The organism is Nonomuraea fuscirosea, from assembly GCF_003001935.1.
GTDB classification, from domain to species: Bacteria; Actinomycetota; Actinomycetes; order Streptosporangiales; family Streptosporangiaceae; genus Nonomuraea; species Nonomuraea fuscirosea.
The window spans coordinates 257,638-280,118 of the sequence record NZ_PVNG01000003.1 but is presented as its reverse complement, the minus strand read 5'-3'; the positions used below and the strand labels follow the sequence as shown (position 1 = coordinate 280,118).

20 protein-coding genes are annotated in these 22,481 nt (G+C 71.6%); 8 read left to right on the top strand and 12 right to left on the bottom strand.

The annotated features are described in order from the left end of the window. Positions 1–4: 4 nt before the first annotated feature. Positions 5–388 carry a hypothetical protein gene (locus tag B0I32_RS08345; RefSeq protein WP_106236498.1) on the bottom strand — a complete coding sequence of 128 codons (384 nt, stop codon included), beginning with the start codon at positions 386–388 and terminating at the stop codon, positions 5–7. A gap of 93 nt (positions 389–481) precedes the next feature. On the opposite strand from B0I32_RS08345, the gene eccB reads away from it, so the two are divergent. Continuing rightward, positions 482–1,915: a type VII secretion protein EccB gene (gene eccB, locus B0I32_RS08340; protein ID WP_106236497.1), complete on the top strand. Its 1,434-nt coding sequence runs from the start codon at positions 482–484 to the stop codon at positions 1,913–1,915. Between the two features lie 63 nt (positions 1,916–1,978). Here the strand turns inward: eccB and B0I32_RS08335 are convergent, their stop codons facing one another. From B0I32_RS08335 to eccD, 8 genes are all read right to left on the bottom strand, one after another. Further along, entirely contained in the window at positions 1,979–2,740 is a 762-nt protein-coding gene (locus B0I32_RS08335) for a WXG100 family type VII secretion target (protein ID WP_106236495.1), read from the bottom strand. Then, positions 2,737–3,804, bottom strand: a complete 1,068-nt coding sequence (locus tag B0I32_RS08330) for a hypothetical protein (RefSeq protein ID WP_106236493.1) — start codon at positions 3,802–3,804, stop codon at positions 2,737–2,739. The genes B0I32_RS08335 and B0I32_RS08330 overlap by 4 nt, the downstream gene beginning before the upstream one ends. Further along, entirely contained in the window at positions 3,801–5,129 is a 1,329-nt protein-coding gene (locus B0I32_RS08325) for a WXG100 family type VII secretion target (protein WP_106236492.1), read from the bottom strand. The genes B0I32_RS08330 and B0I32_RS08325 overlap by 4 nt, the downstream gene beginning before the upstream one ends. After that, on the bottom strand, positions 5,129–5,497 hold the full coding sequence (locus tag B0I32_RS08320) for a hypothetical protein (protein ID WP_146178085.1): 369 nt from the start codon (positions 5,495–5,497) through the stop codon (positions 5,129–5,131). Before B0I32_RS08320 ends, B0I32_RS08325 begins: the two co-directional genes overlap by 1 nt. Positions 5,498–5,566: 69 nt before the next feature. Then, on the bottom strand, positions 5,567–5,875 hold the full coding sequence (locus B0I32_RS08315) for a WXG100 family type VII secretion target (protein WP_146178084.1): 309 nt from the start codon (positions 5,873–5,875) through the stop codon (positions 5,567–5,569). Between the two features lie 20 nt (positions 5,876–5,895). Then, on the bottom strand, positions 5,896–6,234 hold the full coding sequence (locus B0I32_RS08310; RefSeq protein WP_106236487.1) for a WXG100 family type VII secretion target: 339 nt from the start codon (positions 6,232–6,234) through the stop codon (positions 5,896–5,898). A 230-nt stretch (positions 6,235–6,464) separates the two neighbouring features. Further along, complete coding sequence (locus B0I32_RS08305; protein WP_106236486.1) at positions 6,465–6,908, bottom strand: hypothetical protein; 444 nt, start codon at positions 6,906–6,908, stop codon at positions 6,465–6,467. A gap of 9 nt (positions 6,909–6,917) precedes the next feature. Beyond that, entirely contained in the window at positions 6,918–8,345 is a 1,428-nt protein-coding gene (gene eccD, locus B0I32_RS08300; RefSeq protein ID WP_106236484.1) for a type VII secretion integral membrane protein EccD, read from the bottom strand. A 181-nt stretch (positions 8,346–8,526) separates the two neighbouring features. On the opposite strand from eccD, the gene eccCa reads away from it, so the two are divergent. The 7 genes from eccCa (at position 8,527) to B0I32_RS08265 (ending at position 16,233) form a co-directional block, all read left to right on the top strand. Continuing rightward, complete coding sequence (eccCa, locus tag B0I32_RS08295) at positions 8,527–12,507, top strand: type VII secretion protein EccCa (RefSeq protein ID WP_106236483.1); 3,981 nt, start codon at positions 8,527–8,529, stop codon at positions 12,505–12,507. Between the two features lie 52 nt (positions 12,508–12,559). After that, complete coding sequence (locus B0I32_RS08290; RefSeq protein WP_146178083.1) at positions 12,560–12,868, top strand: hypothetical protein; 309 nt, start codon at positions 12,560–12,562, stop codon at positions 12,866–12,868. Beyond that, positions 12,865–13,989, top strand: a complete 1,125-nt coding sequence (locus tag B0I32_RS08285) for a transglycosylase SLT domain-containing protein (RefSeq protein ID WP_106236480.1) — start codon at positions 12,865–12,867, stop codon at positions 13,987–13,989. Before B0I32_RS08290 ends, B0I32_RS08285 begins: the two co-directional genes overlap by 4 nt. Positions 13,990–14,093: 104 nt before the next feature. Continuing rightward, a complete protein-coding gene (locus B0I32_RS08280; RefSeq protein WP_106236478.1) occupies positions 14,094–14,627 on the top strand; it encodes a hypothetical protein in 534 nt (177 codons plus the stop codon). After that, the gene (locus B0I32_RS08275) at positions 14,627–15,469 is read left to right on the top strand and encodes a hypothetical protein (protein WP_106236476.1); all 843 of its coding nucleotides are present in this window, start codon (positions 14,627–14,629) and stop codon (positions 15,467–15,469) included. The genes B0I32_RS08280 and B0I32_RS08275 overlap by 1 nt, the downstream gene beginning before the upstream one ends. Then, positions 15,466–15,852 (top strand): YbaB/EbfC family nucleoid-associated protein, encoded by a 387-nt coding sequence (locus B0I32_RS08270; RefSeq protein ID WP_106236474.1) that lies wholly within the window; start codon positions 15,466–15,468, stop codon positions 15,850–15,852. Before B0I32_RS08275 ends, B0I32_RS08270 begins: the two co-directional genes overlap by 4 nt. 3 nt (positions 15,853–15,855) lie before the next feature. Further along, on the top strand, positions 15,856–16,233 hold the full coding sequence (locus tag B0I32_RS08265; protein ID WP_106236472.1) for a YbaB/EbfC family nucleoid-associated protein: 378 nt from the start codon (positions 15,856–15,858) through the stop codon (positions 16,231–16,233). Between the two features lie 132 nt (positions 16,234–16,365). On the opposite strand, the gene B0I32_RS57525 is transcribed toward B0I32_RS08265, so the two are convergent. The 3 genes from B0I32_RS57525 to B0I32_RS08250 all read right to left on the bottom strand — a co-directional run bounded on the left by B0I32_RS57525 (position 16,366) and on the right by B0I32_RS08250 (position 22,423). Further along, complete coding sequence (locus B0I32_RS57525; protein ID WP_106236471.1) at positions 16,366–18,687, bottom strand: serine/threonine protein kinase; 2,322 nt, start codon at positions 18,685–18,687, stop codon at positions 16,366–16,368. A gap of 110 nt (positions 18,688–18,797) precedes the next feature. Next, entirely contained in the window at positions 18,798–19,946 is a 1,149-nt protein-coding gene (locus B0I32_RS08255; RefSeq protein WP_181307166.1) for a S8 family serine peptidase, read from the bottom strand. Between the two features lie 56 nt (positions 19,947–20,002). After that, complete coding sequence (locus tag B0I32_RS08250; protein WP_106236468.1) at positions 20,003–22,423, bottom strand: serine/threonine protein kinase; 2,421 nt, start codon at positions 22,421–22,423, stop codon at positions 20,003–20,005. Between the last annotated feature and the right edge of the window lie 58 nt (positions 22,424–22,481).

Sequence of the window (22,481 nt, the reverse complement as noted above, 5' to 3'; positions counted from 1 at the left end):
CCGATCAGCTCCCGCCCTGGTTGGCGGCGTTCGTCACCTTGTAGGTGCCTGCTCCCGCCTCCACGAGGGCTATCGCGGTGTTGAGGCTGGTCAGCACCTCTTGATACATCTTCTGTATCTCGGTGTGGCTGTTCTCCAGCTGGGAGCCGAACTCGCCGCCGGCCCAGCCCTTGACGGTCTGCAGCTGCTCACGCAGCGCCGTCAGCGTGTAGCTCACCATGCTGAGGTCCTGGAGGGAGCCCGGCCGGGTGCCGACGCCCATCATGTCGATGGGCTTCAGGGCCTCGCGCAGCGCTCCGGCGATGTTCTCGATCTTCTTCGCGTCGTACGTGACACCGTCCCGGTCGGCGACGAGCCCCGGCCAGTCCTTAGGTGGTTCCGTTCCCATGAGACTCCCCCTTGGCACTCGATCAAGGAGCTTAGTGGATCGTTTCTTTGCCGTACAGAAGACCCATAGTCAACATGCGTAACATATGCAAATATGCAGAACCAAAAAGATCTTTATCAGGCGCATCGCTTCATGACGCAGCGCCTGGGACTCGCCCTGCTGCAGGGTGAGCCGGATCTGCCCGAGTCCCCGATGCGGCGGCACAACGTCGCCACCTTCGCGGGGATCATCATCGCGGTGCTGATCATGGCCGCGTTCGGGATCTGGGGCCTGCTCAAGCCCGGCAACGCCACCAAGCTGACGGACCCCGGCCAGTTGCTGCTGGAGGAGGAGACCGGCGCCTCCTACGTCTACAACCAGAAGAGCGGCACGCTGCAGCCGGTCGCGAACTACGTCTCCGCCCGGCTGCTGCTCGACAGCCAGGACATCAAGGTCAGGACGGTGTCGGCCGAGTCGCTGGCCGGCTACACCCGGGGGCACAAGGTCGGCATCATGGGCGCGCCCGACTCGCTGCCCAAGCCGGCCCGGCTGGTCAAGGCGCCGTGGTCGGCGTGCGTGGTCGAGGGAGCCGACGCCGCCAACGTGCGCAAGGCGTACGTCACGCTCGTGGCCGGGATCGACGTCGGCGGGACACCCGTGGGCGGCGAGGCCCTGGTCGTCAGCGACGGGCAGCAGAACTGGGTGCTCTGGGCCAACCAGCGCATGCGCGTGCGGAACGTGGACCGCCTCACCGACCAGACGCCGCGCCGCGTGCCCGCCTCCTGGGTCAACGCCATCCCCGCCGGCACCGACTTCGCCCCTCCGGTGATCCCGCAGCGCGGCAAGAAGACCCGCGGACCCGGCGGCGCGGCGGCCAGGGCCGGGCACGTCTACAAGGTGGCCTCCATGGCGGGCGCGCCCGACCGCTGGTACGTGCTGCTGCCCGACGGCCTGGCCCCGATCAGCCACACGCAGGCGATGCTGCTGCTCCAGGACCCGGCCAGCAAGACCGCGTACGGCAAGAGCCCGGTCCGCGAGACGGCCATCGACGCCGCGAGCGCCAACGCGACCAAGGCGTCGGCGCGCACCCTGCAGAACCCGGGCCTGCCCAAGACGATGCCGCGCTTCCGCGCGCCCGGCGTGACGGCCCCGCTCTGCGCCGTCTACGGCAACACCCTCAAGGGCTCGACCAGCGCGGTCCTGTCCACCGGCAGCAAGATCCGCATCCCGACGCCGCCGGCCAGCGCCGGACCCGACAAGGTCGACCAGGTCCTGCTGCCGCCGGGCACCGCCGTGCTGGCCGGGACCCTGCCGGGCGACGGGCAGCTGTCGGCGGTGCACCAGTACTCGCTGATCACGGATCAGGGCCGGAGGTTCCGGCTGGCCTCCGCCGACGTCCTCGGCAAGCTGGGCTACGAGGCCACGGACGTGGCGCCGGTGCCCGCCCACCTGCTGCGGCTGATCCCCGACGGTCCCTCGCTGGACCCGGCGGCGGCCGGGACGCCGGTGCCGGACACCATGCCGCTCCAGCAGCAGCAGTCGCAGTGACGCCGAGCCGCGAAGCCGGCGCGCGATAGCGCGCCGGCGGGGGCCGGGGCCTGCGGGGACGAGTCAGATCTCCAGGTTGGTCTTGGGCATGAGCTGCCCGGTCTCCTTGTCGTATTCCAGCCCGTCGTTGGTGAACGGCTGGCGCATGTCGTCCGGGGTCTTCCCCTTGCCGGTCATCGCCGACATGTCGTTCGGCATGGCCTTGACCGTGGGGAACGACTTGGCCGTCATCTCGCTGAGGGTGATGACGCCGAAGATGACGCCGGTGAGGATCAGGGCCGCCTTGATGTTGTTCGTCAGGATCTTCTTGGCGCCCTGGAGCATGGCCTTGCCCAGCGCGGCGTCGATGCCGAGCACGACCGCGTTGTAGGCGGGCAGCCATCGTGCGGCGAAGACGAACAGGCCCCAGGCCGCCATGGCGATGGCGATGGCGAGAGCGACCACCGCGACCTGCGAGTGGAAGTTCGCGTTCGAGTCGACGGCGTCACCGGCGTCGTTGCGGGCGTTCTTGAGCTGCTCGACCGACTTGAGGAAGTTGCCGTGGACCTCCTCGAACGTCTCGAAGGCGCCCCCTTCCCACTTGCCCTGGTCCTTCAGCTCCTTCTTGAGCTTGTTCAGCTCGCCCACGAGGTTGTCGAGCTCGGTGGTCACGCCGTTCTTGTCGGCGGAGCGCCAGTTGGTGGCCGAGTCGCGCATGCCCTCGGGATGGCTGCGCAGGGTGGCGATGGTGGCCGCGACGTAGAACGCCCAGGGCCGCAGGATCATGAGGGCGGCGCCGGCCGACATCGTCGTCGCCGCGTCGAACATCTCCTTGCCGGCGCTCACACTTCCTCCTGGCCGATCACCTGCGGCGCGATGTCCTCATCGCCCATCCAGAGACCCTCGTCCTCCGACAGGCCGATGGTCTTCTCGCGGTCGCGGCCCTCCTGGCCGCCCGCGCCGCCGGTCATCGGCATCATGGGCATCATCGGCGCGCCGCCCGCGGGGCCGGCGCCGCGCAGTCCCGCAGCGCCGCCGCCCGGCAAGCCGTTCGCGCCGAGCCCTCCGCCGGTTCCGGCGCTGACGCCGCCGCCCGGCCCGCCGTACGTGTTCGGCACGGCCGTGCGGTTGCCCAGCGCCGAGGGGTCCGTGCCCGGCGGCAGGTTGCCGGTGAGCGACGGGTTCTGCGGCTGGAACTGCGACAGGTCGGTCTTCGACGGGTCGTTGAGCGCCGCGCCGATGTCGGGGACCTTCATGTCCGCCGGGTCGGTCTTCGGCACCTCGGGCTGGGGGATGTCGGTGCCGGGCAGGTTCGAGCCCGGCCCGCCCGGGGTGTTCCCACCGGGCAGGTCGGACCCCGGCAGGTCGCCGCCCGGCAGGTTCCCGCCGGGAAGATCGCCGCCGGGAGGGCCGGGGATGTCACCGCCGGGAAGGTCGCCGCCCGGTGGCTTGGGCAGGTCGAGCCCGCCCCCGTTGGGCAGGTCGCCCGGGTTGAGGCCACCCGGTTTCAGCCCGGCCGGGTTGATGCCCCCGGGGAACTTGCCGCCGGGCCCGCCGGGCGGGTACTGGTTGCCGCTCCCGTCGTCCGCGGCCTTGTAGTTCTCGTCGGCCGCCTTGAGCGCCGACTTCCAGGAGGCCAGCGAGTCGTGGGCCCGCTTCAGCACGTCGCGCTGGTTCTGGATCGCCTTCTCGTGGGCGCTCTGCACGCCCATGCCGAGCACGCTGAAGTGCGGTGAGGGCACGCGCAGGGCGTCGGCCTTCTCGCTCAGGCTGCTGAAGTACTCGACGTGGCCGTCGATCTTCCCGCCGGCCCGGTCGAGCTCGCCCTTCTGGAACGAGACGCCCTGCCCCATGCCGGGCATCCCGAAGTTGCCGAGGTCGCCGTAGGGGCTGGCGCCGTTGTTCGTCATCCGATCACCGGATCCGTCGTCTCATGGCCGGAGGTCCAGTTGCTGGAGTCCTCCGGCATGTACGTGTTCCGCTCCAGGTCGCTGTACTCCCCGCCGCCTCCGGCGCCGCCCATGAACGGCATCATCGGCATGCCGCCCGGCCCGACGCCGCCGGCGCGGACGGAGCCCGGCCCGGCCAGGGCGGGGTGGGCGCCGCCGACCCCGGGAGAGCCGATGACCGACGGGATGCCCGGAGTGCCGCCCACGGGCGCCGGCATGCCGTAGCCGGGCGTCGGGGTCAGCGTGGTGGGCGGCGGCGTCATGGTCGTCGGCAGGGTCGGAGTGGTCGGGACCACCGGGGGCCGGTAGCTCGCCATGTCCGTCTGGCGCGGGTCGGTGGAGGTGGGGCCGCCGGTGGTCGTGGTGGTGTCCCGGTCACCGATGACCGCGGGCACCGTGCCGTCGCCGGGGTTCGTGGTGGTGGGGGGCTGCGTCTGGCCGGGGTCCGCCGGCGTGCCCTGGCCGGGCCCGCCGGGGCCGCCGGGGTCGGAGTTGCCCGGGTCGGACCCGCCGGGGTCGGAGCCACCGGGGTTCGTCCCGCCGGGGTTGGTGCCGCCCGGGTTCGTCCCACCGGGGTCGGAGCCGCCCGGGTTGGAGCCGCCGCCCGATCCGGAGCCGCCGGATCCGGAGCCGCCTGATCCGCCGGATCCGCCCGAGCCGCCGTAGTTGCCGCCGCCCGATCCGTCGTAGCCGGAGCCGGTGGTCGTGTACGGCGAGCCGCTCGGATAATTCGGGTTCGTCGTGGTCGGCGGGCCGCCGGGGATGCTGACCGTCGGCAGGTTGTAGTTGAGGTACTTCGGAGCCGCGTTGTAGACCTCGACGATCTTCTCGTTGAGCTCGTGCATCGTCCGTCGAGCATGGATGTCCTCCATGATCTTCTTGACGGTGTCCGCGTCCTCCGTGCCCGCCGGGACCTTCTGCTCCTCGTTGACCTTGGCCTGCGCGAGCGTGAGGTGCTGGGCGTACGTGGACAGCTGCGAGCCCATCTTCTGCAGCGCGTCCGACAGCTCCTTGCCGGTGGCGTGCAGCAGCTCCAGCGCTTCCTTGGCCTTGTTGGCGTCGGGGCCCTTCCAGATCGCGGCGATCTTCGGGGCGTGCGTCTCCAGAGCCGTGTACGCCTGCTGGACCTTGCTGCTGGCGTTGAGGTACGTCTGCCCCTCGCTGTCGAGGAGGAACGGGTCGGCGCCGTCGAGCCACTGCTTGATCTGGCTCTTGTCCTGCGTGGGGTACTCCCCCGACGGAGCGGCGCCGCCCTGGGCCAGCCAGACCGACCCGTGATCACCCATCAGGCCTCACCCTCGTTCGTCCGGCGTGCCGCGTCGTGGTTCTGCGCGCTGGCATCGACCGCGTCCGCCACCTGTTCGAACGCCTTGATGAACTTCTCGTACACCTCGACGAACTTCCTGCCCGCGTTGTCCGAGCCGAGGACGGCGGCCAGACGGGTGGCGTCGTTCCACTGGCCGAACTGGGAGGTGGACACCTCGCCGCCTCTGTGGATCTGGTGGACGTTGCCGTTCGGGCGCTCACTCTTCCCGTTCAGGGCGTCGTAGGTGCTCTTCAGCTCCTGCGCGATCACCCGCATGCTCGACGGCGAGTTCTCCCGCGCGTCGAACAGGTTGGGGTCGACGTTCATCTCCGGCGCGTTTTCGCTCATGTCTTTCCCCGGCAACAGTGCTCTCGGCCATCGCGCGGCGGCGATGGCCGAGAGGGTGAAGGTGTTGGGTCAGTCAGACCAGATGCTGATGTTGCGGCGCTCAGCGGCCTGGTAATTGCCGTTGGCGATGTTGACCGAGGAGGCCGCCTGGAAGAGCTGCTCACCCATGGCCTTCTCGTGGGTGTTCCACTCTTCGCGCTTCTTGTCGAAGTACTGCTGGGCGTCACCCTGCCAGCTCGGCCCGAGCTCCTTCTTGATGTCGGCGTACAGCTGGTCGGTGACCCGGTCGAGCTCGGTGATGACTTTCTTGAGGTCCTCGTAGGCCTCGTCCATCGAGCCGAACCGGACGAACGTGTAGTCCTCTGCGGGCATACCCATGGCGTTGTGCTCCGTCCAGGTCAGCGGTTGATGAGGGAGTCGACGCGACCGGCGCCGGCGCCGGTGGCCCGGCCGGCCAGGTCCATGTTCTCGTCGGCGGCGTTCTTGTAGACCCCGGCGCCGATGTTCAGGCGGTCGTAGATGTCCTCAAGGCTCTTGATGACGGCCTTGAACTCCAGGTCCCACTGGTCGAGCGCGCCGCTGAACTTCTGGGAAGCCCCGCCCTTCCACCCCTGCGTCGTCAGCTGGGTCTTGATCGCCTGCACCCGCTGCCGCATGCCCTCGATGTACTGCGCGGTCTCCTCGCAGTAGCCTGCCGCGTTCGTCAGCTGAGTCGGGCTTGCCCCGTACAGTGCCACTGGACCTCCAAGTCGAGATGGCTTCGTCTGCTAGGGCGGGCGGTCCCGCAAGGAAACCGACTACCCCCCGCGAACAACATCAAATGGCATCGTAGTCACCATTGACCCCATTTTTCCCAGCAAACTCAGATTACGGATCCATCGCGACATGGTGACTTCCGGACAAATCACCAGGTCAGCGGCTCAATGTGCTCTGACTTCGCGGCCGCCAGAACGGTTGCCGGGCCGCGTTAGAGATCCATCCGGCGGCGGATCTTGTCGAAGTCCTTCATCACGTCCTCGAACGCGCGGTCGTAGACCGCCTCGGCCTGCTTGATCCTGGCCAGCGCGGCGTCGGGGTCCTTCATCTGCTTCAGCGGGTTGTCCGCCTCGCCGAAGGCGTCGTTCGCCAGGGTGTACATCCGGTCCTGGAAGTCCTGGGTCGCCTCGCGGAGCACGTCCTTGATCAGCTCGGCCAGCTCGCCCGAGGACAGCCGCATCGCCTTCGGGTGCAGCTCCAGCTCCCGTACGCCGTCGGTGCCGTACTCGACGGTGACGAAGCCGTTCTCGTCCTCGGCCCGGCCGACGCACTTGCCGATGTCGCGCTGGAAGTCGTCCAGGCGGCCGACCTCGCGGTCCATCTCCCTGAGCAGCTTGTCGACGTCGATGTTGCCGAAATCTCCGAACTCCTGCATGTCACTCCCCTATCCCGACAGTCCGCGCACCCAGGTGTACAGCTCCAGCACTCCCAGGGCGAGCGGGAAGAGCTGGACGATCAGCGCCACGTCCAGGATGTCGCCGGCGCGGCCCCAGAACGGCGAGGGCTTGCCCGTCGCCAGCCAGACACCGACGCCCACGGTCATCAGCGACAGCCACAGCACCCCGATCGCCACGGCCAGCGACCCCACGATCCCGCCCTCGCCCCCCAGCGACAGCGCCAGCATGGCGAACCCGGCCAGGCCCGTGCCGAGGAGCCAGAGCCGCTGCCCAAGACCGCGGAAGACCCGGGCCCGCATGATCAGCGTGAGCGACAGCGACACCGTCATGACGTCCGACACCCAGTCGTCGTCGAGCACCAGCAGCGCCTGCGTGGCCAGGGCCGAGAGCGCGAGGGTGGCGATCATGCCCGTGGCGTAGCCCTGCGCGACCCTGGTGCGCTCCTGGATCACGGGAGCGTCGAGCCGCTGGTTGTCGCCGCGCAGCTCCTCGGCCGTGGTCGGCATCGCCGGCAGCGGCACCTTGGCCAGCTTGAACGACAGCGTCGGCACCAGCGGGCTGAAGGCCAGCAGCAGCGCCATGGCCAGCGCCGCGACCCCGGCGGGGGGCACCGCCCAGATCATGACCACCGCGGCGCAGATGCCGCCGACCGTGGCGACGCCGGCCGTGCCGAGGAAGCCGGGCACGCCGTCGGAGATCAGCGCCCCGCTGACGGCCGCCACCAGCGCCGTGCAGGCCAGTGCGGCCAGCAGGTGCGGCGCCCCGAACCCGGCCGCCGCGCCGGGCGCGAACAGGCCCGCCACGAACCCGTACGGCAGCGCCGCGTGCCCGATCAGCGCCCCGGCCATCGAGTCGCCCACCGCGCGCGACAGCAGCGTGCCGGTGACGATGAGCAGCAGCGCCAGCAGCCCGGCCACGATCGTGACGGTCAAGCCGGGCATGCCCGACACCGCCAGCCCGATCGAGCCCAGCATCAGCAGGCCCATGGCGCCGCTCGCGCCGACGATCCTGGTGTGCTTGGGCGACCACACGCCGCGTCCGCCGCGCACGCCGGTGGCGACCACGTCGGCCACGTCGTCGTACAGGGCGGGCGGCAGGACGGCCTCACGCGGCCTGAGGTAGAGGATCTCGCCGTCCAGCACGCCCAGCGTGCTGAGGCTCTGCCCCAGGTCCATCGGGGCCCCGCCGAGCCGCTGCAGCGTCCATCCGGGAGCCGACGCGGCGTCGCCGCCCACCTCGCCCAGGGCGCGCAGCAGGCTGGGCAGCACGTTCGGGAGGGGGATGTCGGCGGGCAGCGCCAGGTCGGCCTTGCGCCGCGGACCGACCACGGTCACATGGCACTGCGTCGGCAGCGGCATGGGGACCTGCGGCAGGGCGCCCTGCTGGAAGGGCCCCTGCGGCGGCGGCGGACCCATCCGCCCGTTGTAGATCTGCGGTGGTCCCTGCACGGGAGGCGGACCGTGGGGAGGTCCCGGCATCGGGGGCCGACCGGGCGGAGGTCCCTGAACGATGTGACCCAACTCTTAACTCTCCGTCCACAGCAACGCTCACGGACAACACAGAACATATCTGGTCTCTTCTGGTAAGAACGTCTCGATGAGCATCGTCGTCGTCCGCCGCCCCGAGCGCCGCCCCGGCCCCAAGCCGCCGCGGGGCGAGATCCTGCTCGAATCCCCTCCCGAGATCCCCGAGATCCAGGGGCAGGGCTTCGTCCTCGTGCTGACGTACCTGCCGATGCTGGCGGGCGCGGCCGCGATGGCCCTGATGTTCACCTCGTTCGGCAACTCCAACCCGATCATGTACGTGTCCAGCGGCCTGTTCGCGCTGTCCATGGTCGGCATGACGCTGGGCCAGGTCGGCCGCCAGTCCGGCGAGCGCAAGTACAAGCTCAACGGCGCTCGCCGCGACTACTTCCGCTACCTGGACCAGGTGCGCAAGCGGGCCAGGCGCGCGGCCAAGCAGCAGCGCGAGGCACTGGAGTGGAGCAACCCCGAGCCGGACGGGCTGTGGTGGGTGGCGATGAGCCCGCGGCTGTGGGAGCGCCGCCCCCGCGACGAGGACTTCGCCACCGTACGGCTCGGCACCGGCGTGCAGAAGCTGGCCGTCCAGATCATCCCGCCGGACTCCAAGCCCGTGGAGGACCTGGACGCGCTGTCGGCGGGAGCGCTGCGCCGGTTCATCAGGGCGCACTCGACGGTGGCCAAGCTGCCCGTGGCGGTGGCGCTCGGCTCGTTCGCGCGGATCAGGCTGTCCGGCGACCCGACGGCGATGCGGGACCTGGTGCGGGCCATGGTCGCCCAGCTGACCGCGTTCCACTCGCCGGACGACATGCGGATCATGGTGTGCGCCAACGCCGAGTGGATGCCGCACTGGGAGTGGATCAAGTGGCTCCCGCACGCGCTGCACCCCGAGGAGACCGACGCGGCCGGCCAGGTGCGGCTGATGACCGACAACCTGAGCGAGCTGGACCGGCTGGTCGGCGACGAGCTCAAGGAACGCGCCCGCTTCCGCCCGGGGGCCGCCGCCGACTCGCTGCCGTACCACGTGCTGATCGTGGACGGCGGCTACGTGTCGCAGGACTCCCAGCTCGGCGCGGACGCCATCCAGGGCGTGACCGTGATCGACCTGTCCGGCTCGACCCCCGACGTGGAGGAGAACAGCACGCTGCGGCTGGACGTCTGGCCGGACGGCTTCCACATGGTGAAGATCGATCACACGGGCAAGGAGCACAAGACCCGCTTCGGCGACCCCGACGGGCTCGACTACATGCGCGCGGAGGGCATGGCCAGGCAGCTCGCCCCGCTGCGCGCCTCCGCCGCCACCGGCGGCGATGCCGAGGACGTGCTGGCGGTCAACACCACGCTGACCGACCTGCTCGGCGTCGGCGACCCCGCCCACCTGGACCCCGCGGTCGTCTGGCGGCCCCGCGCCGGACGCAACCGGCTGCGGGTGCCGATCGGGATCGGCGCCGACGGGCGTCTCGTGGAGCTCGACATCAAGGAGTCCGCGCAGGGCGGCATGGGTCCGCACGGGCTGGTGATCGGAGCCACCGGCTCCGGCAAGAGCGAGCTGCTGCGCACGCTCGTGCTCGGCCTGGCCCTGACGCACTCGTCGGAGATCCTCAACTTCGTCCTGGTCGACTTCAAGGGTGGCGCGACCTTCCTCGGCCTCGACTCGCTCTCCCACGTCTCGGCCGTCATCACCAACCTGGAGGACGAGCTCCCGCTGGTCGACCGCATGTACGACGCCCTGCACGGCGAGATGGTGCGCCGGCAGGAGCAGCTGCGCGCCGCGGGCAACTACGCCTCGCTGCGCGACTACGAGCGGGCCAGGGAGCAGGGGGCCGAGCTGGCGCCGATGCCGACGCTCTTCGTGGTGCTGGACGAGTTCAGCGAGCTGCTGTCGGCCAAGCCGGAGTTCATCGACCTGTTCGTGATGATCGGCCGGCTCGGCCGCTCGCTCGGCGTCCACCTGCTGCTGGCCTCCCAGCGCCTGGAGGAGGGGCGGCTGCGCGGCCTGGACACCCACCTGTCCTACCGGATCGGCCTGCGCACGTTCTCGGCCATGGAGAGCCGGGTGGTGCTGGGGGTGGCGGACGCGTACGAGCTGCCGTCCGCGCCGGGCAACGGCTACCTCAAGTTCGAGACCACCGGCATGACGCGGTTCAAGGCCGCGTACGTGTCGGGCGCCTACCAGTCCGAGTCCCGCCGGCCCAGCATCGACGACGGCGGCACCATCATGCGCCAGGTCGTCGAGTACGGCTCCACCTACATCCCCGTCCCCGTGGCCAAGCAGCAGCCCAAGGAGAGCCGCGCCGCCGAGGTGGACGAGCGCGGCTCGCAGGACAGCCTGCTCGACATCGTGGTCCGCCGGCTGGCCGGCCACGGCCCCTCCGCGCACCGCATCTGGCTGCCCCCGCTCGGCGATCCGCCCACGCTGGCGCACCTGCTGCCGCCGCTGTCGGCCACTCCCGAGCTGGGCCTGTCCACGCCGGGCTGGGACGGTCGCGGGCGGCTGCACGCCGTCATCGGGATCATCGACAAGCCGTTCGAGCAGCGGCGGGATCCGTACTGGCTGGATCTGTCCGGAGCGGCGGGCCACATCGGCGTGGCGGGCGGGCCGCAGAGCGGCAAGAGCAACGCGCTGCGCACGATCGTCACCAGCATGGCGCTCACCCACACGCCGCGTGAGGTGCAGTTCTACTGCCTCGACTTCGGCGGCGGCGGCCTGGCGGCGCTGGACGGGCTGCCGCACGTGGGCGGCGTGGCCACCCGGCTCGACACCGACCGGGTGCGCAGGACCGTGGCCGAGGTGAGCGCGCTGCTGCGGCAGCGGGAGCAGAGCTTCGCGGCGCACGGCATCGACTCGATCGCCACCTACCGGCGCATGGCCGCCGACGGCACCTTCCAGAGCGACGGCTGGGGTGACGTGTTCCTGGTCGTGGACGGATGGCTGACGATCAGGCAGGAGTTCGAGAGCCTGGAGACGGTGATCACCGACCTGGCGGCGCGCGGCCTCGGTTACGGCATCCACGTGGTGGCCTCGACCAACAAGTGGTCGGAGTTCCGGTCCGGGATCAGGGACCTGTTCGGCACCAGGATCGAGTTCAAGCTGGGCGACTCCTACGAGTCCGAGGTCAACAGGAAGGCGCAGCTGGCCGTGCCGGAGGGCGTGCCGGGGCGCGGCCTGACCAGGGACGGCTTCCACTTCCTCGCCGCGCTGCCGCGCGTGGACGGCAAGACGGGCGCCGACGACGTGGCGGACGCGACCCGCTCCCTGGTGGAGCACGTCAAGCAGTCGTGGCAGGGCCCCGCGGCCCCGCCCGTGCGGCTGCTGCCGGCGCTGCTGCCCGTCTCCGCGCTGCCGGGGCCGGAGCAGACGGGCCGGGGCAGGATCGCGATCGGCATCGACGAGGACACGCTGTCGCCGGTGGCGCTCGACTTCGACACCGACCCGCACTTCATCGTGTTCGGCGACACCGAGTGCGGCAAGTCGAACGTGATCAAGCTGATCATGGAGGGCGTGGTCGCCAGGAACACGGCCCGCGAGGCCATGATGATCGTGATCGACTACCGGCGCTCGCTGCTCGACACGGCGGTGACCGACCACCGCATCGGCTACGCGGCCTCCAGCACCGCGGCCACCGAGCTGATCCAGGACGCCCGCTCGGCGCTGCTGAAGCGCCTGCCGCCGGCCGACCTGACGCCGGAGCAGTTGCGGGCGCGCAGCTGGTGGCAGGGCGCCGACCTCTACATCGTCGTGGACGACTACGACCTGGTGGCGACCTCCAACAACCCGCTGGCGCCGCTGGCCGACCTGGTGCCGCAGGCCCGCGACATCGGCCTGCACCTCATCCTGGCCCGGCAGAGCGGCGGCGCCAGCCGCGCCATGTACGACCAGGCCGTGCAGCGGATGAAGGAGATGGCCAGCCCGGCGCTGATCATGTCGGGCAACCGGGAAGAGGGCCAGCTCTTCGGCAACGTGCGGCCGCAGCCGCTGCCGGTCGGCCGCGGCTTCTACGCCGACCGCCGCTTCGGCGCCCGGCTGATCCAGACCGCGTACCTGGAGTCGGTGTGAGCCGTCCACTATGCTCCGTCGCACCCGTTTTCTCGGCCGGTCAGGGAGTTCCATGAGCTTTGTCGACGTGCACGTCCAGGCGATCGAGGAGTGCCGCCAGGAGGCGTACAAGGTCAGGAACATGCTCGACTTCGAGGACGCGTTCACGGACGGCAAGAGCAAGGCGCCGAAGGGCGCCACCAGCGCCGAGATCTTCGGCAAGCTCGAAGGCGCGAGCGCCCTGGCCAAGAAGATCGACGACGTCTGGGGTTCGGTCAAGGACGAGTACGGCTGGGGGCGCAACCGGATGCAGGGCGTCGAGGAGGCGCTCGGCCAGGTGGCCGCGAACTTCCGCGGCGCCGCGGGAGCCTCCGGCGCATGAGCGTCGCCTCGCAACTCGCCGAACTCAGGGAGAAGGTCCACGGCGACCCGGCGGCCATCCGCGCCATCGCGGCCAGTCTGCGGGCGGCCGGCGACCACGCCTCCACCTCGATCAACCGGCTGCCCAAGTACGTCACCGAGGTGGGCAAGGCCTGGCAGGGCGACTCGGCGCGGGCCTTCGCCGGCTACATGGCGGCCTACCCCAAGGCGGGCAGCCAGCTGGACGGCGCCCTCGACTCCTGTGCCAAGGCGCTCGACACGGCCGCGTCCACCCTCGAAAGCGCGTACAACACCATCAACGGGATGCACCAGGCCGCGCAGACGGCCGAGAGCGCCTTCAAGGGCAAGCACTCCGACGCCACGCAGGAGCAGATCGACGCGCACGTGCGCGGCCAGTTCGACGCCGACCCCGTCACCGAGGCCGGCAACCAGGTGACCAGGGCCCAGAAGGCGCTCACCACGGCCAAGAACGCCCTCGACGGGCAGCTCGGCGACGGGTTCGGCTTCTTCAAGGGCATCCGCGCGGCCGGTGGCGCGGACTTCGAGCCGGGTGAGAAGAAGGTCGACTGGCGCAAGATCGGGAGTTACGACCCGAAGACCACGCTCGCCTCGTCGAGCAACCCCGGCGGCCCCGGTGGCGGCCTCGACGGTGGCGGCGGAGGCGCGGCGGGCGGCGGCGCCGGCGCGCCCTCGTCGTACGGCAACGCCCCCGCGCCCAAGCCCCAGGTCGTCGAGTGGATCAAGCAGGCGCTCACCGTCATCCGCTCACCCGAGATGGCCGCCATCATGAAGAAGCGCGGCCTGAACGTGAGCGACCTCGACCCGAACGACCCCAAGGACATCGAGCGCATCTGGACGATCATCTTCCACGAGTCGGGCGGCCGGCCCAACGCCATCAACCTCACGGACATCAACGCCCGGAACGGCGTGCCCTCCCAGGGCCTGATGCAGACCATCCCGCCGACGTTCGACCGGCACCATCTGCCCGGGTACGACAAGATCCGCGAGCCGGTGGACAACATCATCGCCGGCGTGCTCTACACCTACAGCCGGTACGGGAACCTGGACGGCCATCCGGGCATCAGGTCGATGGCGAGCGGCGGCGGATACAAGCCGTACTGACCCAGGAGAACAGCGCGTGACACGTACGTGAAACGTAGCTGAATGGGGCTCTAACCTGGACTTATAGCCATTTTTCGGGTTATCTCCGGTGCTACGTTGATCACGTGTCGACCCCGTCCCCCAGCACCTCCACGCAGTCACCCGGGCCGTCGCAGTCACCCGGGCCGTCGCAGGCGCCCGTGCCCACGCCGGCCGTGACCGTCGTCAGCCCGTGCCCGCACACGCCGACGTGCCCGCCACCGGCGTGCCTGCCGCCGTCGCTGCGGCCCAGTGCCTCCCCCGCCCCCTCTCAGCCCACCTCGTCCAAGCCGGCATCCGGTCAGAAGGGTGACGGTGCGAAGGGCGGTTACGAGGCCGTCGCCGGGTCCATCGACAAGTTCGCCGGCTCCATCAGCGGCGCCGCCCAGGGCGTGAACCAGGTCAAGGAGTACACGCCTCGCTTCGAAGGCGTGGACCTGGCTCCCCTGGCCGGTGTTCCCCTGGTCGGGCTGATGTTCGTCAACCGCTTCAACCGCATCTCCGACTCCTGGAAGGACAGCGCGGGAATCCTGCACAACCTCCTCCAGGCCGACAGCGGCAAGATCGCCATGGCGGCCAACAACTACCGCAACGCCGAGCGGCCGGGTGGAGGCTCCTGATGTCGACCCCCTCCAACCAGCCGCCGCAGCTCGTCGTACCGGGCCAGAACACTCCTCCCGCGGGCACGCAGCAGCTCCACATCGCCGACCGCAGCGGCAACGTCGCGCGGACCGTCCAGGTGACGCCGGCCGGCGCCCGTCCCGACCCGGGCTTCCACCGCCGCCTGATCAGTCAGCTGAACGTCGCCCGCCAGCCCACCCGCCAGGCGATGCTGCTGTCCGGCCTCGGCGTGGCCGCGCTCGCCCTGGACGTGGCCGCCACGCTCAACGTGGGCAACCCGTTCCTCTTCTCCAGCAGGCGCGACACCTGGAAGGAGATGAGCGGCTCGCTGGAGGGCGACCGGTCGAACCTGTGGCGCGGTTACTTCGACGACATCGCCCCCAACTGGAAGGGCGACGCGGCGGAGATCCTCCAGCAGTACGTCAGGTTCAACGTCAACGGCCTGTTCAGCCAGCTCGGCAAGGTCAGCGACGACATGAGCGGCGCGATGCAGACGCAGTTCAAGGAGGTCGCCGAGTACGACCTGTCCGTGCTCGGCCTGTACGCCGGATCAGCGCCCGTCTTCAAGGCGTTGGCCGGCATGAGCGCGCACCCCGTCGGCCGGGCGGCCCTGCTGAGCTACCTCGGCATCTGGGCCGGCGCGCTCGGCAACCTGCTCAAGCAGTTCGCCGACATCTACGTCACCAACGAAGGCGAGCTGAACAAGCTGGAGCTGCGGCTCAACGACCTGCTGGGCGCCTTCTACAACTCCGGCAAGCCCGAGCAGGGCCCGCGCGAGCTCAACATCTCGCCGCAGATCCAGCACCAGGACCGCTGGGTGCCGATGGAGGAGCAGTCGTGACCGAGATCGACGCGTTCCTCCAGGGCAGGGAGGGCGATCTGGCCGGCCTCGTCCGCGAGGTCACCGCCTGGACCGCCGCGCTCGGCGGCGCGCTGGACGAGCTGGCCCGCGAACGCATGGAGGGCGCCGACGCCCGCGAGGTCGTCCGCGCCCGCGTCTCGGGAACCGGCGGGCTGCTCGGCCTGAGCATCGACGCGCGCCGGCTGCGCGACCTCGACCACGTCGAGCTGGCCGAGGCCGTCAAGCAGGCCATCGGCGCGGCCAAGGGGGCGATGGGCGAGCGGCTGACGGAGCTGACCGAGGGGCTGTCCGGACGGGACCCATTCCTGCCGGGCGGCGATCCGCTCGCGCCCCACATCGAACGTGTGCTGCGGGAAGGATGAGCCATGCCCTTCATGCCTGAAATGCCCGGGCCGCCGGGGAATCGCGAGGCTGCCGGAACGCCCGGAACGTCGGAGACGCCCGGGTCGCGCGAGATGCGGGAGCTGATGGAACGGCTGGACGCCGTCGTGGCTTCCGCCAGGCGGGCCGAGGAGCGGGCGGCCGAGTGGAGCGCGCGGCAGTTCGTCGGGCGGGCCGACGAGGGCCGCATCGTGGCCAGGACCGACGCGCTCGGCACCCTGGTCGCGCTGGAGATCCACCCGCTGAGCCGTAAGCGCCTGGACGCGCGCCGCCTGGCCGACGAGATCACCGCGGCCGTCGTCATGGCCGAGCGGGCCGCCACGGACGCCAGGGACGAGCTGATGAATGCTCCGCGTCCCTGAGAACGGTCTCCGTCCCTGAGCGCGGTCGGGGACGGCTCGCGCTCTGTGACACCGGTCGGAGCCCTCTGACGCGAAACCCCCTCCGGGACCTGCCCGGAGGGGGTTTTCACGTGCCGGAGTGCTCCGAAGGGGTCAGAGGCAGGCCGAGCCGGCGGTGCCGGCGTTGCCGACGCTGCCGGAGTACCGGACGCACTTACCCTTTGCGGGCAGCTTGACCGGCCCCGCGTAGTACTCGTACGAACCGTTGTCCCTCTTGTTGCCGCCGTTCTGCACCGAGATCGCGGCGCTCATGTTGGCCTTCTGGCCGACGTCCTCGCGCTTCATCGTGACCACGCAGCCCTCACCGCTCGCCTGGTGGACGAGCAGGACGACCTGGCCGCCCTGGAACTCCTTCGCGCCCTTCACCACGAACCCCGACCCGCAGACCGAGGCCGGCGAGTGCGGGTTGCGAGCCGGCTTGGCGGTGAGCGAGGGGCGCGGGGCGGTCCGCGTCGCCGTCGGCTTGCTCGTGGGAGCCGTCGTGGGAAGCCACGTGAGGGTCGGCGCCGCGGTGGCGGTGGAGGTCGGGACCGGGGTCGCGGTCTCGGTCACCGTCGGGGTGGGCGTGATCGTCACGGTGACGGTCGGCACCGGAGTCCCGGACTCGGACGGGGTGGGCGTCGGAGTTTCAGTCGTCTGGGGCGGGATCTCGTTCGAGGGCGTCGGCGTGGACGGGGTGCTCGCCGTCACGGTCACCGTGGGCTGGGCCACGGGCGGCTGCACGGTCACCCTGGGCGGCGCGACGGGCCGGGTGGTGATGGGCAGCGGCGTCGGCACCGTGCTGAGCTCGGGCGTCGCGGGCGACTGGGAGGTCCAGTCGTTCGGCAGCACCATCGGGCCGACGTCGTTGCCGGGGTCGGCGCTCTGCGTCACGCCCCACGGCACGGTCACCTCGGCCTGGGTCTGCCCGGGGTCGGGCTGGGTCTGCGTCTGTCCCTGCGGCTGACCCGGGCCCTGGCCCTCACCCTGGTCCGACGACGGGGCCTCGCCGCCCTTGCCGCCGGCCTCCACGGTGCCCACGGGCGACGGGTTCGCCGCCGCCACGACCTCGAAGCGGTGCGTCGAGGCGTACTGGCCCGCGCCCCACAGTCCCACTCCGGACAGCAGCGCGAGCGCGCCGACCGCGGCGGCCAGGCCCAGCGGGAACCTGCGCGGCGGGCGGGAGGGCACCGTCTGGCCGAGGACCGCCGTCGGGCGCTGCTGCTCGGGCGGCGGCTCAGCGCCGGGGCCCGCGGGCGCGATCGGCACGCCGGCCATCGGGCCCGGGCCGTCCAGCTGGCCCTGCGGCAGCGACGGCGGCCCCCACGGCTGCTGCGGCGGCCCCGACGGCCCGCCCATCGGCGGCTGGCCCGGCATGGGCTGCCCGGTCATCGGGGGCAGGCTCGGCACGGGCACACCCTCGATCGGCGCGTCCGCGGCGCCGGGAGCACCGGGGCCGTTGAACGCCCCTGGAACGCCGGGCGCTCCTGGAACGCCGAAGGCGCCGGGCGCCGGCGTGCCGGGCTGGCCGGGAGCGCCGGGCGCGTTGAAGGCGTTGGGAGCGTTGAAGGGGCCCTGCGGACCGGAAGCCGCGCCGACCGGGGTCCCGGGAGCGGCGGCGATGCCGGGCTGCAGCGGCGGGGCCTTGGGGCCGCCGGTGACGCCGCGCTTGTCGCCGAGCACGCGCAGGAGCGCCACGTACGTGGTGGGGCGCGAGCCCACGTCCTTGCCCAGGGCCGACAGCGCCACCTGGCGCAGCGGCTCGGCCAGGACGCCGACCTCGCCCACGTCGGGCTCGCCGGTCAGCACCGACTCCTCGTCGGGGCCGAACGGCGGCTTCCCAGTCGCGGCGAACACCATGATGGCGGCCCAGGAGAACACGTCGGCGTACGGGCCGTAACCCAGGCCGTTGATCTGCTCGGGGGCGCGGTAGCTCACCTCGCCGACCGGCTCACCGAGGTCGATGTCGGTCACGCGGGGCCCGTCGGGGCCCATGATGACGTTGTGCGGGGTCAGCCCGCGGTGCGTGATGCCGGCCAGGTGCACCGCCGTGAGGGCGGTCAGCACGCCCACGGACACGCGTTCGAGGGCGTCGGCGTCGAGCGGGCCGTCGTGGGTCACGACCTCGGCGAGGCTGTGGCCCTGGATGTGCTCGCGTACCACGTAGAGCTGCTCGCCGTGCCTGCCCGCGTCCAGAACTCTGGCGACGTACGAGCTCGACACGCGCTGCGTTCCCGAGAGCCGGGCGATGTCGTCGCCGCCGCCGAGGCTCGGGGCGGGCGGCAGCAGTTTGATCACCCGGAGCGGCGCGTCGCCGGCCTCCTCGCCGTCGGACTCCTTGCCGAGGAAGGCCACGCCACGCGGGCCGTCGGCCAGGCGTCCTAAGAGGTCGTACGCGCCCAGCTTCTCGGGATCGCCCGGCCGCAAGGGGTGCATTTCCGTCCCTCCAGTCAATCCACGATCTTCAACGCGACATTCAATCGCATCCGTCACTTCCGCATCAGGGGATTTGACGTGCAGATTGACATTTCACCCAATTGCAACTTTTAAGCCATGCGGCCGGGACGCCACCTTCTGCGCCGCGCCTGCGGAATGAGCAGCGCGAACGCGGCGGTGAGCATGATCGCCAGCATCACGCCGGCGCCCACGGCCATGGCGATGCCGACGGCGTTCTCGTCCCGCGGCGGAACCTTGGCCACGGCGTCGGCCGGCAGCGCGCTCGCCGGCGGCTCGGCCACCACGGGCATGCCGCCCCGCTCGTACGGCAGCACTGCGGTCAGCGCGAGCAGCGGGTTGACCATGCCCGCTCCGGTGCCCGCCCCGGCCGCGCCGTCGGCGGTGGCGATGATGCGCCGCCGTACCTGCTCCTGGTCGAGCTGGGGGAAGCGGGCCCGCACCAGGGCGGCGGTGCCCGCCACGTACGGCGCCGCGAAGCTCGTGCCCTCCAGGCCGCGCATGAAGGTCCCGCCCGGCCAGGGCGCGGTGATGTCGGTGCCGGGGCCGAGCACGCCGACCGGGGTGGCGGCGTTGGAGGAGTCGGCCCGGCGGCCGTCCGGGGTGGCCGCGCCCACGGCGAGCACGCCCTCGTACGCCGCCGGATAGGCGGGCACGTCCTCGTCCTCCGGGCCGTCGACGTTGCCCGCGGCGGCGACCACGACGACGTCCGCCGCCAGCGCCCGCTGGACGGCGGCCTTGAGCCGGGGATGGTCGGCGGCCTTCACGGAGATGTTGATCACCTTGGGCTTGGCCGAGACCGCGTCGTCGATGGCGCTGATGAGCTTGTTGATGTCGCCTTCGCTCTTGTTGCTCTGCTTGACCACCACGATCGTGGACTCCGGCGCGACCCCGTGGAAGGAGACGCCGGCCACGTAGCGGGCGCCGATGATGCCCGAGACGGCCGTGCCGTGGCCCACGCAGTCGGTGTGCCCGGTGTGCGTCTCGTCGATGATCTTGGCGATCGGCAGCTGCGGATGCCGATAGTCGACACCGCTGTCGACGACCGCGATCCGCACGCCCGCGCCCCTGGTCAGCCGCCAGGCGTTCTTGATGTCCAGCCGCTTCTGCGCCCACGGCTCGGTGGCCGGCAGCTTCAGCGTGCCCTTCTTCGGATTGCACTCCTCGGGCGCCGCCGCCGCGGCCGGGGCCGCTAGGGCGTGCAGGGCGAGCACGGTCGCCAGGAGGGCGCGGACGATCACGCGCCCCGCCCGAGGCGTCCTGCGCCCCGGGCGGCCCCTGCCGGGGTCATCGGGAATCACCCGCAATTAGCCCATCCCGCGCTCGTGCTGCCGGAACCGGCGCTGCCCGAATACCGCACGCACTTCCCCGCCGCCGACAGCTTCACCGGGCCCGCGTACCACTTGAAGGACCCGGAGTCGGTCTTGCTGCCGCCGCCCTGCACCTCCAGCGTCGCGCTGACCGGGGTCTCCTTGCCGACGTTCGCGCCCGACTTGATGGTGACCACGCAGTTCTGCGACGTGCTGTTGTTCCACAACTGGTACGTCGTGCCGCCCGAGAACGAGCTGGACCGCTGGACCGAGAAACCGCCGCCGCAGACCTGGGCCGCGGTGTAGGGGTTCTTCACCGGGGCCGCGGTCGTCTTGGTCGGCTTCGGCTCCGGCGGCTTGGTGGTCTTCGTCGGGGTCGGCTTGGGCGCCTGGGTGGTCCTGGTCGGCGTGGGCGTGGCGGTCGGCTTGGCCGTCGGGCGCGCCGTCTTCGTCACCGTGGCCGTCGGCTTGGCCTGCCTGGTGGGGGTCTTCTTGACCGGCCTCCTGGTGGGCGTCGCCGGCGGCCTGGCCGTCTTCGTCACCGTGGGCCTGCCCGTGGGGACCGCCACCGAACTGGTCGGGAGCGGGGCCGGGGTCGGCACCGTCGTCAGCACCGGGACGCTCGCCGTGCCCGTGGGGCCCTCGGTCGGCAGCACCATCGGGCCGACCTCGTCGTCCCCCTGGCCGGGCGTGGTCGCCCAGGGCGCGGTCACCTCGCCCTGGGGCTGCGTGGGCACGGTCGTCACGGCGTTCGGGACCGCCTCCGCCGACGACTCACCCGTGGCCGTCCCGCCGCCGGTGGCGGCGATCGGCGCGAACGTCACCTTGCCCGAGTACTGGCTCGCGCCCCACAACCCGAGGCCGGCCATGAGCACGACGGCGGTCACGCCCGCCACCAGCCCGATGGGGAACGGCTTCTGCTGCCGGCCGTCGTCCTGCCTGGGCGCGCTCGGAGGCGTCCACCCGTTGGCCGGCTCCGGCCGCCCGGGCCCTGGCGGGGGTCCCCAGGTCTGATACATCAACGTGGGCACCGGCTCCCCGGCCCCACCCGACACCGGCCCAGACCCGCCGACCGGCCCAGGCCCAGCCCAGCCAGCCTCCCCAGGCCCCATCGCCGACTGCCCCACCGGCCCGGAACCGACCGGCCCCGGAACCATCGGACCCGACTCCTGCCCCATCGGGTTCATCGGGCCAGGGCCCGCCGGACCCGCGCCCATCGGAGGCGGGCCCATCTGGGGCGGGCCCATCGGGCCGGGCGGAGCGGGCGGGGGTGGCATCGGGACGGACTGGGGCAGCGGCCCGGTCTCGGGTGACGTGGGCACCGCCTGGGGCGGCGTCCCGGCCTGGGTCGGCGGCCCGGCCTGAGGTGCCGGCCCGGCCTGGGATGGCGGCCCGGCCTGGGATGGCGGCCCGGCCTGGGATGGCGGCCCGGCCTGGGATGGCGGCCCGGCCTGGGGTGGCGGTGCGGGGTGGGCGGTCTGGGGAGGGGGCATCTGGGGTGCCTGGAGGCCCGCGATGTTCAGCTGGATCGGCAGCAGGGTCGGCACCACCGCGGCCGCCGGCTGTGCGGCGCCTCCGGCCACCGCACCACCTGCGGCGCCTCCGGCCATCGTGCCACCTGCTGCTCCGGGAGCTCCGGGGGCGGCGGGGGTCTCGGCCGGGCCGGGGGTGGGGGCGCCGGCGGCGGCGCGGAGGCGCTCCAGCGCCGTGTACGCCGTGGGCCGCCCCGCCGGATCCTTGGCGAGCGCGGCGAGCACCACCTGACGCAGCGGCTCAGGCAACGCGCCGACCCGCGGTTCCTCGTTCAGCACGGCGGCCGCGTCGGCCCGGAACGGCGCGGTCCCCGTGGCGGCGAAGACCACGGTCGCGGCCCAGGCGAAGACGTCGGCGTACGGCCCGTACTGCTGCCCGCCGAACTGCTCGGGCGCCCGGTAGCCGAGTTCGCCGGCCGGATCGCCGAGTTCGGGGTCGGTGACGCGGAGCCCGTCGCCGGTGAGGATCACGTTCGACGGGGTCAGCCCCCGGTGCGCGAACCCGGCCGCGTGGACGGCGGTCAGCGCGGTCAGCGTGCCGATGGCCACCCGCTCCAGCGCGTCGCCGGTCAGCGGGCCGTCGGCCGCGACGGCGGCGGTCAGTGAACGGCCTTCGACGTGCTCCCTGACCACGTACGCGACGCCGCCCTCGACGCCGGCGTCCAGCGTGCGGGCGACATGAGGGCCGGACACCCGGGTGACGGCCTTCAGCCGGTCCACGAACCCGGGATCGGCGGCCATCGTCTTGATCACGACCTGGGGAGCGCCCTCGGACTCACGTGCCAGATGGACCGGGCCTCGCGGCCCCTCGCCCAGGTGGCCGACGATCGTGCGGCCGCCTATGCGCTCGGGCGTGGAGGAGTCCTTCTCCGCCATGACAGTCCTCTCCGGATGGGCGTCATGAACAGAGACATTTAACCAAATACGTCACATA

Coding starts and splice junctions, on each gene's coding strand:
- B0I32_RS08345 (WP_106236498.1), bottom strand. CDS start 388: ATGGGAACGGAACCACCTAAGGACTGGCCGGGGCTCGTCGCCGACCGG.
- eccB (WP_106236497.1), top strand. CDS start 482: ATGCAGAACCAAAAAGATCTTTATCAGGCGCATCGCTTCATGACGCAG.
- B0I32_RS08330 (WP_106236493.1), bottom strand. CDS start 3,804: ATGACGAACAACGGCGCCAGCCCCTACGGCGACCTCGGCAACTTCGGG.
- B0I32_RS08325 (WP_106236492.1), bottom strand. CDS start 5,129: ATGGGTGATCACGGGTCGGTCTGGCTGGCCCAGGGCGGCGCCGCTCCG.
- B0I32_RS08320 (WP_146178085.1), bottom strand. CDS start 5,497: ATGAGCGAAAACGCGCCGGAGATGAACGTCGACCCCAACCTGTTCGAC.
- B0I32_RS08315 (WP_146178084.1), bottom strand. CDS start 5,875: ATGGGTATGCCCGCAGAGGACTACACGTTCGTCCGGTTCGGCTCGATG.
- B0I32_RS08305 (WP_106236486.1), bottom strand. CDS start 6,908: ATGCAGGAGTTCGGAGATTTCGGCAACATCGACGTCGACAAGCTGCTC.
- eccD (WP_106236484.1), bottom strand. CDS start 8,345: ATGGGTCCGCCGCCGCCGCAGGGGCCCTTCCAGCAGGGCGCCCTGCCG.
- eccCa (WP_106236483.1), top strand. CDS start 8,527: ATGAGCATCGTCGTCGTCCGCCGCCCCGAGCGCCGCCCCGGCCCCAAG.
- B0I32_RS08290 (WP_146178083.1), top strand. CDS start 12,560: ATGAGCTTTGTCGACGTGCACGTCCAGGCGATCGAGGAGTGCCGCCAG.
- B0I32_RS08285 (WP_106236480.1), top strand. CDS start 12,865: ATGAGCGTCGCCTCGCAACTCGCCGAACTCAGGGAGAAGGTCCACGGC.
- B0I32_RS08275 (WP_106236476.1), top strand. CDS start 14,627: ATGTCGACCCCCTCCAACCAGCCGCCGCAGCTCGTCGTACCGGGCCAG.
- B0I32_RS08265 (WP_106236472.1), top strand. CDS start 15,856: ATGCCCTTCATGCCTGAAATGCCCGGGCCGCCGGGGAATCGCGAGGCT.
- B0I32_RS57525 (WP_106236471.1), bottom strand. CDS start 18,687: ATGCACCCCTTGCGGCCGGGCGATCCCGAGAAGCTGGGCGCGTACGAC.
- B0I32_RS08250 (WP_106236468.1), bottom strand. CDS start 22,423: ATGGCGGAGAAGGACTCCTCCACGCCCGAGCGCATAGGCGGCCGCACG.